Here is a 12,562-nt window from a genome sequence, read left to right on the forward strand (position 1 = left end):
AAAGCGAAGCATGCGGCTTAAGTGCATCAAGCTGGCCGGGTTCAAGTCATTTGTTGACCCCACCACGGTAACCTTCCCCAGCAACATGGCGGCAGTGGTAGGGCCTAACGGTTGCGGCAAGTCGAACATCATCGATGCGGTGCGCTGGGTGATGGGCGAGAGCTCGGCGAAGAACCTGCGTGGCGAGTCGATGACCGACGTCATCTTCAATGGCTCCAATACGCGTAAACCGGTGACACAGGCCTCGATAGAGCTGATTTTTGATAACTCCGACGGCACCCTGACCGGCGAATATGCGGGCTACAACGAAATTTCCATCCGCCGCCGGGTTACCCGCGACAGCCAGAACACGTACTTCCTAAACGGCACCAAATGCCGCCGCCGTGACATCACCGATATCTTCCTCGGCACCGGTCTGGGTCCGCGCAGCTACTCGATCATCGAGCAGGGCATGATCAGCAAGCTGATCGAAGCCAAGCCGGAAGACCTGCGCAACTTTATTGAAGAGGCTGCGGGTATCTCCAAGTACAAGGAGCGCCGCCGCGAGACCGAAAACCGTATTCGTCGTACCCATGAAAACCTGGCGCGCCTGACCGACCTGCGCGAAGAGCTGGAACGCCAACTCGATCGCCTTCATCGCCAGGCGCAGTCGGCGGAGAAGTATCAGGAATACAAGGCCGAAGAACGGCAACTCAAAGCCCAGCTCACCGCCCTGCGCTGGCAAACGCTGAATGAGCAAGTGGGCAGCCGCGAAGCGGTGATCAGCAATCAGGAGGTCAGCTTCGAGGCCCTTGTCGCCGAACAACGCAATGCCGATGCCAGCATTGAGCGTTTGCGCGACGGTCATCATGAGCTGAGTGAGCGTTTCAATCTGGTGCAGGGTCGCTTCTACTCGGTGGGTGGCGATATTGCACGTATTGAGCAAAGCATCCAGCACGGTCAGCAACGCCTGCGTCAGTTGCAAGATGACTTGCGCGAAGCAGAGAAGGCCCGTCTGGAAACCGAATCGCACCTCGGCCACGACCGCACCTTGCTGGCCACTCTGGCTGAAGAGTTGGACATGCTGGTGCCTGAACAGGAGCTGACAGCGGCGGCAGCAGAAGAGTCTGCGGCCGAGCTGGAAGAGTCCGAAACAGCCATGCATGGCTGGCAGGAGCAGTGGGACGCCTTCAACCAGCACAGCGCTGAACCACGCCGCCAGGCTGAAGTGCAACAGTCTCGTATCGCCCAATTGGAACAAAGCCTGGAGCGCTTGTCTGAGCGGCAGCGTCGCCTGAGCGATGACCTGCAGATGTTGGCCGCTGACCCGGAAGATGCCGCGATTATTGAGCTGGGCGAGCAGATTGCGGCTGGCGAAATCAGCCTTGAAGACCTGCAAATTGGAGATGAGCAGCAGGCCGAGCAGTTGCAGCAGTTGCGCACTGAACTGCAACACAGCACGCAAACCCAGCAACAGGCGCAAGGCGAGTTGCAACGCCTAAATGGCCGCCTGGCTTCTTTGGAGGCCTTGCAGCAAGCCGCACTCGACCCCGGCAAAGGTGTGGGCGAATGGCTGCGCGAGCAGCAGCTCAGCGAGCGTCCGCGTCTGGCTGAAGGCTTGCGTGTCGCGGCAGGCTGGGAACTGGCGGTGGAAACCGTGCTGGGTGCGGATTTGCACGCCGTCATGCTGGACGATTATCAAGGGCTGGAGTTTACGGGTCTGACGCAGGGCGATTTGCGTCTGGTAAGCCCAAGCAAAGCCGCAGCGCAGCTGGGCGGCAGCCTGTTGGATAAAGTCACCGCCGAGGTTGATCTAAGCCCCTGGCTGGGCAAGGTCAAGCCGGTGCTGAATCTCGACGAGGCGTTGGCATCGCGCCCGACGTTGGCAGCAGACGAGAGCTTAATCAGCCAAGACGGCTATTGGGTCGGTCGGCATTTTCTGCGGGTGCGCCGCTCCAGTGATGCCCAAAGCGGTGTTTTGGCGCGCGGCCAGGAAATAGAACGGCTGAGCCTTGAGCGCGACGAGCGCGAGGCCGCGTTGGCTGTGTTGGAGGAGCGCCTGGGGCAGTTGCGTGACACGCAGCGCACAGCAGAAGAGCAACGCGAGCAACAACGTCGGCACATTCAAGATCTGTCGCGCCGCCTGGGTGAGTTGAAAGCCCAGCTCTCGGCTGGCCAAGCCAAGGTCGAGCAGTTGATTTTGCGCCGTACCCGACTTGAACAAGAGCTGCAGGAATTGGCCGAGCAGCGTGCAATCGAGCACGAAGCGCTGGGTGAATCACGTCTCCAGTTGCAAGATGCGCTGGATGCCATGGCCAATGACAACGAGCAGCGTGAACGCCTGCTGGCCAGCCGTGACAGCCTGCGGGTTCGCCTTGACCGAGTGCGTCAGGAAGCCAGACAAAACAAAGACCATGCCCATCAGCTGGCGGTGCGTTTGGGTTCGCTGAACGCTCAGCACGACTCCACCCGCCAAGCTTTAGAGCGACTTGAGCTGCAAGCCGAGCGCCTGCACGAGAAACGTGAACAGCTCAGCCTTAACTTGGAGGAGGGTGAAGCGCCGCTGGAAGAGTTGCGCATGAAGCTTGAGGAGCAGCTCGACAAGCGCATGGCTGTTGAAGACGAACTCAAGCTGGCCCGTTTGGCCCTGGAAGACGCAGACCGTGAATTGCGCGATGCGGAAAAGCGCCGCACTCAAGCGGAGCAACAGGCGCAATTACTGCGCGGCCAGTTGGAACAGCAGCGTATGGACTGGCAATCACTGACGGTGCGCCGCAAGGCACTTCAGGATCAGCTACTGGAAGACAATTACGACCTGCATGGTGTTCTGGCCACCTTACCCGGCGACGCCAACGAGCAAACCTGGGAAGAGGAACTGGAGCGATTGGCTGCGCGTATCCAGCGTCTTGGCCCCATTAACCTGGCCGCCATTGACGAATATCAGCAGCAGTCCGAGCGCAAACGTTATCTGGATGCGCAAAACGCCGATCTGGTGGAAGCACTGGAAACGCTGGAAAACGTGATTCGTAAAATCGACAAAGAAACCCGCAATCGCTTCAAAGAAACTTTTGACCAGATTAATGGCGGTCTGCAGGCGCTGTTCCCGAAAGTCTTCGGTGGTGGCAATGCCTACCTGGAACTTACCGGCGAAGACTTGTTGGACACGGGCGTGACCATCATGGCCCGACCACCGGGCAAGAAGAACAGCACCATCCACTTGCTCTCCGGTGGTGAGAAAGCGCTGACCGCTCTGGCATTGGTGTTTGCCATCTTCAAACTCAATCCAGCGCCGTTTTGCATGCTCGACGAAGTTGATGCGCCGCTGGACGATGCCAACGTCGGTCGTTACGCGCGTTTGGTAAAAGAAATGTCAGAAACAGTGCAGTTCATCTATATCACCCACAACAAGATTGCCATGGAAATGGCCGATCAGCTGATGGGCGTCACCATGCATGAACCCGGCTGTTCACGTTTGGTTGCAGTTGATGTTGAAGAAGCGTTGGCATTGGTGGAATCATGAGGCGGTGTAAAGTTATCTTTCGTCGTGCTAGTTTAATGCGCATTGTTATTGGACATGACGCTTAAATCGGGTAAAGGCCAGTCAGAACATAGGCTTGGCGTCATGCTTAAAGAATTAGCAAAATGGTCTAGGAAGGCCTTTTTCATCACATTTATTATTAGGGGTTAAGGTATTTCATGGAATTCGGTCTGCGCGAATGGCTGATTGTAATCGGCATTATTGTGATTGCCGGCATTCTCTTTGATGGCTGGCGGCGCATGCGGGTGGGTAAGGGCAAGCTCAAGTTCAAACTTGATCGCAGCTTCGCCAACATGCCCGACGATGGCCGCGATCCGGATTTGCTCAGCCCGGCGCGTACAATTGATCGCAGCCACGAACCATCACTGGATGAAGAAGACTTGCCATCGCTGAGCGCTCGCGAACTCAATCGCCGTCGTTCCGGTGAGCCGCAGCAGGGTGATTTGAATCTGGCGGTTGATGAGCCTGTGCCGACACTGCTCAATCCCGTTGACGATGAGCCAGCCAGCAAATCTGTTGTTGCTGCCAAAGACACTAATAAGGAATTGCCACCGGTTGAAGAAGTGCTGGTGATCAATGTAATCGCGCGCGATGAAGAGGGCTTCAAAGGCCCCGCCCTTTTACAGAACATTTTAGAAAGTGGCCTGCGTTTCGGTGAGATGGATATTTTCCACCGTCACGAAAGCATGGCGGGTAATGGTGAAGTGTTGTTCTCCATGGCCAACGCGCTTAAACCGGGTACGTTTGACCTAGATGACATTGAAGGCTTCAGCACCCGCGCCGTGAGTTTCTTCCTTGGTATGCCAGGGCCGCGTCATCCTAAACAGGCGTTTGATGTGATGGTGGCAGCGGCTCGCAAGCTGGCGCATGAGCTAAACGGCGAGTTGAAAGATGATCAGCGCAGCGTCTTGACCGCGCAAACCATTGAGCATTACCGCCAGCGCATTGTTGAATATGAGCGCAAGCAGTTGACCAATAAGCGCTGATAAAACCCCGATACACAAAGAGCAGCCACGGCTGCTCTTTTCGTTTGAGAGATGCCTGCATGACCACGACCCAGCCAGCCGCCCAGCGTATTGATCAGCTGCGTGCTGAACTCGAAGCCCACAACTACCGCTATCACGTTCTCGATGAGCCGAGTATTCCAGACGCGGAGTACGACCGCCTGTTTCGTGAGTTGCAGGCGCTTGAGGCGCTGCACCCTGAGTTGATCACCGCTCAGTCGCCCACTCAGCGTGTCGGTGCTGAGGCGCTGAGTGCATTTGGCGAAGTGCGCCATGAGATCCCCATGCTCAGCTTGGGCAATGCCTTTGAGGAAGAAGACCTGCGCGCGTTTGATCGCAGCGTTCAGGCCGGCTTGGGCCTGCAGGGCGGTGATCTGTTCGGCGGCGGTGTGCAGGTGCAATACAGTTGCGAGCCGAAACTTGATGGGTTGGCCGTGAGTTTGCGCTATGAAAATGGCCTGCTTGTTCGTGGTGCGACCCGTGGCGACGGTAGCACCGGTGAAGACATCACCAGCAACGTTCGCACCATCCGCAATGTACCGCTCAAACTTCAGGGCAACGGTTGGCCTGAGGTGCTGGAGGTGCGCGGTGAAGTGTTCATGCCCAAGGCTGGGTTTGAAGCACTGAATGCCAGGCAGGCTGAAAGTGGCGGCAAGACGTTTGCCAATCCGCGTAATGCCGCAGCAGGCAGCTTGCGCCAACTTGACCCGAAGATCACAGCCAGCCGTCCGCTGGAGTTTTGCTGCTACGGCGTAGGACAAGTTAGCGCCGAAGTAGCAAGCAGCCAGGTCGCGATGCTCGAGCAACTCAAAGCCTGGGGTATTCCGATCAGTCGCGAGTTAAAACTGGCCCACGGCGTTGATGCCTGCCTGGACTACTACCGCGATATTGGCCAACGCCGCATGAGTCTTGCCTATGACATCGACGGTGTGGTGTTTAAGGTCAATAACATTGAAGACCAACAGCAACTCGGCTTCCGTGCACGCACGCCGCATTGGGCAATCGCCCACAAATACCCGGCGCAGGAAGAGTTGACCGAGTTGCTTGATGTCGAATTTCAGGTTGGCCGCACCGGCGCGGTAACGCCCGTTGCACGCTTAAAGCCGGTCAAAGTAGCCGGTGTGATGGTGGCCAATGCCACGCTGCACAACATGGATGAAGTGGCGCGGCTGGGTTTGATGATCGGTGACACGGTGATCATTCGTCGCGCCGGAGACGTGATTCCACAGGTTATGGGGGTGGTGCCTGAGCGGCGGCCAGCGGATGCTAAGCCGGTGCATATTCCGGAAAACTGCCCGGTGTGCGGCTCCCATGTCGAGCGCACCCAGCTGGTCAAGCGCAGCAAGGGTAAAGAAACCTTTATCGAAGGCTCGGTATACCGCTGCGTCGGCCGCCTGGCCTGTGCAGCCCAGCTCAAGCAGGCGATCATCCACTTTGTGTCGCGCCGGGCTATGGATATCGAAGGGCTGGGCGACAAAACCATTGAGCAGTTGGTGGATGAGCAGCTCATCGCGTCTCCAGCCGATCTGTACCGATTGACGTATGCACAGATCATTAACCTTGAGGGCTTTGCCGAGGTCTCCTGCAACAAGCTGCTACAGGCCATCGCCGACAGTCGAAAACCGCCACTGGCGCGGTTTATCTATGCGCTGGGTATACCCGATGTAGGTGAGGAAACCGCCAAGGTATTGGCCCGCGCTTTGGGCTCACTTGAGCGTGTGCAGCAAGCGCTGCCGGAAGTGCTCACCTACCTGCCGGATATTGGTTTGGAAGTGGCGCACGAGATTCACAGCTTCTTTGCTGACAGTCATAACCGTGAGGTGATCGCGGCACTGCTGGCTGCCGATCAATGTGGCTTGCAGCTGGAGCAATCGGGCGAGTTGGGGGCCGAGTTCAGCGCCTGTGCAAGCTTGGCCAGCATGCTCGACAAACTGCATATCCCGTCTGTAGGCCCTGGCGGCACGCAAAAACTGGCGGATAAGTTTGTCACCTTGGACGCCGTGCTGGCCGCCGATTGGCTGGACATGCGCCAGACCCTGCCAGAGAAGCAAGCCGCTGCTGTGCGTGAGTTTTTCGCCACGGCGGAAAATGCCCAGCGCGCGCGCGCCATTGAAGCGCAGCTTGAAGCGTTTGGTATGCACTGGTTAAGCGAGAAGAAAGTCATCGAAGGTTTGCCGTTGGCCGGGCAAACCTGGGTGCTGACTGGCAGTTTGGAGTTGTTTAGCCGCGATCAAGCCAAGGCTGAGCTAGAGAAGTTGGGCGCTAAGGTTGCTGGTTCCGTATCGGCCAAAACCAGCGTGGTGGTCGCCGGGCCTGGAGCTGGCTCAAAATTAGCCAAGGCACGAGAGCTGGGGGTTGTCAGCATCGATGAAGAGGCGTTCAAGCAGCGTCTGCTGGCGTTGGGCGTCGAATTAGGCTGATGGTCTGCGAGGCGCGCTGATCAAGCGCGCCTAAAGCATGTCACGAGATTGGCCTAATCGCCGCGGTACTCGCAGCCACTGGTGCAGGTTTCGTGGATACGAATACGCGAAAGCTCAGGCAGGATTGGCTTAAGTTGCTGCCAGATCCACTTGGCCAGCACTTCACTGGTGGGGTTTTCCAGCCCGGCAATGTCGTTCAGATAGTTGTGGTCGAGCTGTTCGTAGATCGGCTTGAAGATCGCTTTGATCTCGGAGAAGTCGCGAATCCAGCCGGTGTAGGGATCAACCTCACCTTCGATGTACACCGCCACCTTGAAGGAGTGACCGTGCAAGCGACCGCATTTGTGGCCGTCAGGCACATGGGGCAGGCGGTGCGCCGCCTCGAACATAAACTCTTTGAACAGTTCCACACGAATTCTCTCAGGTGATCCGCCGCCAGGTGCACGGCCAGGCGCGAATGTTACCAGCTCACGCGCGCTTAACCGAACAGCCTGAACGCTACGGCGGCCGATTCAGGGCTGATTACGCTCCAGTCGATATACGCTGACAGCCTCATACACCGCTTTTCTCAAGCGGTTGATGCCGCCGATTGGGCGGTGTTCGGGCAGAGCGTGCCAAGGGTTGTATGACAGGTTGTCGCAAAACAGATTTTGCTCGCGGCTGTCGAAATCCTGCGCGGGTACCCTGATGGTGGCAACGGTTTCGAAGGGTGAAATACGTTCACTCCATTCCACACTGGGGTCTTCGATGGGCATGTAGTACTCGGCGTTTTGCTGTTGCACCTGCAGGGCAAAACAGGCCGGGACACGGTCCAAGGACAGTTGCTGATACAGGGCATTGCGCAGGAAGTTGGGCAAGTCCTGATTTTGCTCCGGCAGCTGATAAGGAGGGCACGCTTCTGGCTGCGGAATCACACGGTATTTGATGTTGTGTTCGCCCAGTTTGAAGGGGGCGATGGAGTTGTAGGTGGTCGCCACCGGTGTTTCCGGGGCAGGGGAGAGTGTCTTGAGCGCAATGATCAAGTGGCGGATTTCCCAGCTCGCCGGGTTCCAGCTTGGAAAGAACGCCAAGGCTTTTTTGCCATCAGCCTGAGCCGCAAAATTGCTTTTGTACTCGGCCACATCGCGCACAAAAAAAGCCGGGTGGTTGAACATGACAAAGTCTTGTTCATAAGCGTGCTGCGGGCTTTTGCTGAGTTTCTCACCCGGCACGTCGAGCAACTTGATGGCCATGCCACGAGCATCGCGGGCGCGGTCAAACTGCGGGTAGGCATTGCCGTTGGATAAGCGCATCCATGCCTGCCAGGTTTGCCCGGGTTCGCTGAACACACCGCGTTGCAGATCGCGGTCAATGTTCGGGCTGACGGTGACCTCGGCCTTCACACAGCCGTGCGCCTTTGCGTGGGCGTCGCGCATAACGCGGGTGTTATCACGGTGCTGCTCGACGACACGAATCGCGTCTTCAATGATGCCTTGGGTCAGCGCAGCCTCGTCAGCAGGGATTTGCTCTTCTGTCGACACCGGGCCGGAGAACTTGACGCCATAATAAACCGCGCCAATCGCCCAGCCGCCAAGCCCGACGGCGACAACGACGAGCAGCACCTTACCCAGCACGCGGCCAAACCAGAGCCAAAAACGTTTCAACATGAGGTAAATCCCTTTTAGTTATTGTTACGTGCTTGATCAGTTTTGGCAGGCAGGCCCCGGTGTCCAGGGTTTGGCTTGTACCGGTTGCAGCTGCGCTTGCAGGTCTGGGTTACCCAATACCTTGAGGTACTCAATCAGCGCCCAGCGTTCTTCTGGTTCTAGGGCGCGGCCGATCACACCATCTTCACGGCAGCCTGCGCGAAATTCATGCCCGCGATTGCTGTTACCGGTTATGCGCGTATCAAACAGAAAACCGCCTTTGAATTTCTCGCTGCGGTAGCCGATCTGCTTGGGATTGAATTCGAAGTTGCCGACCCAAAACTCGCTTTGCCGCTCTGATACCGGTGAAAGCAGTTGGAACAGCGTGGGTACAGAACCGTTATGCAAAAACGGCGGTGTAGCCCAGATACCGTCCAGTGGGCGTGCTTTGTAGCCACGAATTTCCTGCACGCCAATGGGCAGACCAAAGCCGTCCATTTCCCAGCGCTGGCTGTCGCTGATGCCAGCGTCCTGGTAAGCACGGTTTTCCACATAAGCGGTGATATAGGCCAGTGCCTTGGCGCTGGAGATATTGCTCAGATCAAGCTCGGCCAAGGTGGTGCCGAACAGGCGCACATCGAGTTTGCTCAGTTCTTCTTTGGTCCAGCCCAGATTAGTCAGGTCGTAACGGTGATCGGCGATGTTGTCCGCGGTAGTAGGATCCGTGCCGATCACCGATGTTTCGACCACACGCATCCGCCATTCAGGATCGCGGGCTGGGGCAAAGCGATCTTGTATCGGTTTTGGGTCAGGTGCATGGCAGTAAGCGCAGTTTTCTTTAAACAACGCCTGACCACGGCTGGCGAGGGCAATGTCCACCTTGCCAAAAATGGCTTCTGGCCAAGTAGGCGGCTGCAGCGTTTTCAGGGTTTCTTCAAGGGTGTGCAAGTCATGCAAGCGCACACTGGAAGCATAACGCTCGGCTTCTGCGACGGGGTGACCGTCAGTGCTGAGCAGGCGTAATGTGGCGCCCACGCCCAATGCTTCGCCGACGTTGCGTGCCATCGGCTGCATGGCTGAGCCGTTCCATTGCACCCAATCGAATTTCCAGATGTCCCACACCTGCGGATAACTGACAGGGGCATTGGCTATTCGGTAGTTACTGGGATCAATCGCGTCCCCAAACACCGTGTTGGCGATTCGGCCAAAGGCATCGGTTCGCCCGAAGCCTTCCTGGGTGGGGTAAAGACCACGGTGCATGTCATTGAATGCTGTGCCCAATAAGCGATCGAGAACCACTTTAAAGTCACGGCGTAACTGAGCTTTATTCTCGTCGTATGTTTCGCCGAGTACCTGCTTGGCAAAGCGATTGAACTTGACCGGGTTGTAGTAGGTAAAGGCCATGCTCATGCCGAGCGCCTGACCAAAACTGCCACCGCGAATCGTTGGCACGGTGGACGCCAGCGAATGCAGAGCTGCACCGCCATCAATGCGCACGGCTTGACCGTTGTAACGCAACTCGCCGGTGTGGCAGGCCGCACAACTGATATCCAGGTAATGCTCGCCGGTTTCGTTATCGCTGTGCCGAGCAAAGCCTACGGGTAGGTTGCCAGGGTTCAGGGGGGGTGGGTTGCTGGGCGGGATCAACCAGAAAGCCAAAGCGGGCTAAATAGTCAGGCGTAGCAAATTTATCTGTGCCGAAAGGCAGTTCCAATGCGCTAAACCATTCATAGCGCAAGCCCTTAACCTGCGTGCCCTGTGGGGGGTAGTAGTAGGTTTGGCGTGCGTCAGCCGACCATTGATCCAAGTAGTGCAGCTGATCTGGAGGCCTGTAATCGGGAAGGTTGGGGTTGGCGATGAAATAAAGCCCAATTGACAGTCCGGTAACCGCCAACAAACCCACCCCGCAAAGCACTTTACGGACAACACCCATGGCCACTTCCCTGTCAGATTATTATTTGCGCAATTTATGCCTATTGCAGCCACGTATGGCAAGCGGCCATTACGTTGTAATGCGGCTATTTAACTTCTGCTTGGGCCATGGAAAGCCTTAAAGTAGCACCATTGGAAAACTGCTCAGGAGTGACGCTATGCACCCATTTGACGCCCAATCGCCGCCCAAGCTAGCGCTGATGCTTGGCTATGCCGGTCTGATTCCATTCATTACCGGCGCTTTGGGCATCTGGATTACCCCGGAAGGTTGGCGCGTCGTGGTGTTGGCGGCGTTGCTGGACTATGCGGCCGTCATTTTGGCGTTTATGGGCGCGATTCATTGGGGCTTGGCCATGCGTGCCGAAAACGCAGGGCAGGCCGCTCAGTTGCAATTGGGCCTGTCAGTGCTTCCGCCGCTGTTAGGTTGGCTGGCGATCAGTGGCGGTATGCCGATTAGCCTCGGCTTGCCAATGTGCTTGTTAGCATTTGCCGGCTTGTATGCCGCAGATCTGCGTGCAGTCAAGCTGGGCCTGGCACCGCAATGGTATCCAAGCCTCAGGCGGCCTCTGACGATTATTGTGTGCTTGAGCCTGCTCGTCGCTTGGGCGAGTGTTTTATTGCACTGATTGGAGCCAGCGCGTCAGTGTTTTAATCACGAAATCACGGCGCGCCAGCCAGTTACCCTGAACGCACACGTAAGGCTGTTGGTGCCGTTGCAACCATCGTTCGCACTCTTCATAAAACTCCAGTCTTGCGGCTATTTCGGGTTGGCAACGCTGGCCGTCATCAACCCAAGGCACGTCTAATGGGCTGAGAAGTAGGTGCAGGTGGTATTTGCGCTCAAGCAGGGCTGATTCAAGCCAGGTAGGATAATCATCAAATAGCGTTTGGCTCCAGAGCATGTTGCTGAGCAGATGAGTATCCAAAATCAACAAATCAGGCTGTTGACTGCGCGCATGGTCTTCCCACGCTAGCTGGCCTTTGGCGATGGCATCGATATCGGCTAAACAGGTGTCACGCTGATTGTGCTCAATGAAGTGGCGCACATATTCATCGACGATAACACCGCCAAACGCCTGCTGCAGTTCTCTGGCCAGCCAGCTTTTGCCACTCGATTCCGGGCCTGTCAGTACCACAACTTTCATGCGGCAACCCGCGCATGGTCACGCTGCCAGGTGAGCCAGCCCTGGATGGCCAGCAAGGTGAAGACGCCATAAAGCGCCGCCGTTGGGTACAAGCCTTGCTGGATAAAAAGCGCGACAAACAAGACATTCAGCACTATCCATAACGGCCAGCATTCAACACGTTTTTGCGCCATCCAAACCTGTGCAACCAAACTGAATGCACTTAATGCGGCGTCCTGCCAAGGCGCGGCAGCATCAGTGAAGCTGGCCATCAAATAGCCCAGCGCGGCGGACCCGGCAACGCCTAAACCAAGACCGAGCCACAGGCCTTGGCGGCTCAAACGGCTGACTTGAATGCCGCTGTGGCTATTGTCTCCCCGTGTCCATAACCACCAGCCATAGCCTTGCAAAACGGCATAAACAACTTGAAGCAGCATGTTGGAATACAGTTTGCCGTCGTAAAAAATCCAGGCATACATCACGACCATGATTAAGCCCAGCGGCCAGCACCAGCAATTTTGGCGCACGGTAAGCCAAACCGCCAAAATACCGATGGCTGAGGCAATAATTTCTAAGGGCGACATAATTAAACCGCGACAGATAAATTGACGGGCGATTGTAACGATTGCGCCGTTCGGCGTCTTTGCGTGATCGCCAGGCTTTCAGATGGCAAATGGCTAGCGCTTTACCGATATACTCAGCGCCCCATTCGGAGTCATGTTGTGTTCAGGTCTGTTCTTATCGCGTTTAGCTCACTTTGCTTACTGGTCTTTAGCACCTTGAGCCATGCTGATGCTGCCAATACTGTTGGGAGAGGTGAACCTGGCGCGTCTGTGCTGTTTTGCGGATTCCACGCTGACTCGGACACCCATTCCACGCACATCCGGACAGTGATTCCACGCTGATCCGGACACTCATTCCACGAGCATCCGGACACCGA

8 protein-coding genes and 1 pseudogene are annotated in these 12,562 nt (G+C 56.7%); 4 read left to right on the forward strand and 5 right to left on the reverse strand.

Annotation, left to right across the window (positions count from 1 at the left end; genetic code table 11):
• Positions 1-10: 10 nt before the first annotated feature.
• The 3 genes from smc to ligA all read left to right on the forward strand — a co-directional run bounded on the left by smc (position 11) and on the right by ligA (position 6,941).
• On the forward strand, positions 11-3,499 hold the full coding sequence (gene smc / locus AUK77_RS07830; RefSeq protein ID WP_296127919.1) for a chromosome segregation protein SMC: 3,489 nt from the start codon (positions 11-13) through the stop codon (positions 3,497-3,499).
• Positions 3,500-3,675: 176 nt separating this feature from the next.
• Positions 3,676-4,503, forward strand: coding sequence for a cell division protein ZipA (gene zipA / locus AUK77_RS07835; RefSeq protein ID WP_296127922.1), 828 nt, complete (start codon positions 3,676-3,678; stop codon positions 4,501-4,503).
• Between the two features lie 59 nt (positions 4,504-4,562).
• Positions 4,563-6,941: an NAD-dependent DNA ligase LigA gene (gene ligA, locus AUK77_RS07840; RefSeq protein ID WP_296127925.1), complete on the forward strand. Its 2,379-nt coding sequence runs from the start codon at positions 4,563-4,565 to the stop codon at positions 6,939-6,941.
• 53 nt (positions 6,942-6,994) lie between these two features.
• Here the strand turns inward: ligA and queD are convergent, their stop codons facing one another.
• The 3 genes and pseudogenes from queD to AUK77_RS07855 form a co-directional block, all read right to left on the reverse strand.
• Positions 6,995-7,351, reverse strand: coding sequence for a 6-carboxytetrahydropterin synthase QueD (gene queD, locus AUK77_RS07845; RefSeq protein ID WP_296127927.1), 357 nt, complete (start codon positions 7,349-7,351; stop codon positions 6,995-6,997).
• A gap of 102 nt (positions 7,352-7,453) precedes the next feature.
• A complete protein-coding gene (locus tag AUK77_RS07850; RefSeq protein ID WP_296127929.1) occupies positions 7,454-8,587 on the reverse strand; it encodes a catalase family protein in 1,134 nt (377 codons plus the stop codon).
• Between the two features lie 36 nt (positions 8,588-8,623).
• A pseudogene (locus AUK77_RS07855) lies at positions 8,624-10,499 on the reverse strand (di-heme-cytochrome C peroxidase).
• Between the two features lie 157 nt (positions 10,500-10,656).
• Between AUK77_RS07855 and AUK77_RS07860 the strand changes: the two are divergent.
• Entirely contained in the window at positions 10,657-11,124 is a 468-nt protein-coding gene (locus AUK77_RS07860; RefSeq protein ID WP_296127932.1) for a DUF3429 domain-containing protein, read from the forward strand.
• On the opposite strand, the gene AUK77_RS07865 is transcribed toward AUK77_RS07860, so the two are convergent.
• Together AUK77_RS07865 and pnuC are read right to left on the reverse strand one after the other, a co-directional pair.
• Positions 11,113-11,643: an AAA family ATPase gene (locus tag AUK77_RS07865; protein ID WP_296127935.1), complete on the reverse strand. Its 531-nt coding sequence runs from the start codon at positions 11,641-11,643 to the stop codon at positions 11,113-11,115. The genes AUK77_RS07860 and AUK77_RS07865 overlap by 12 nt on opposite strands.
• Positions 11,640-12,206 carry a nicotinamide riboside transporter PnuC gene (gene pnuC, locus AUK77_RS07870; protein WP_296127938.1) on the reverse strand — a complete coding sequence of 189 codons (567 nt, stop codon included), beginning with the start codon at positions 12,204-12,206 and terminating at the stop codon, positions 11,640-11,642. Before pnuC ends, AUK77_RS07865 begins: the two co-directional genes overlap by 4 nt.
• Positions 12,207-12,562 lie beyond the last annotated feature (356 nt).

Origin of the sequence: Pseudomonas sp. Ga0074129, from assembly GCA_001465025.1 — a bacterium.
Lineage (GTDB): Bacteria > Pseudomonadota > Gammaproteobacteria > Pseudomonadales > Pseudomonadaceae > Aquipseudomonas.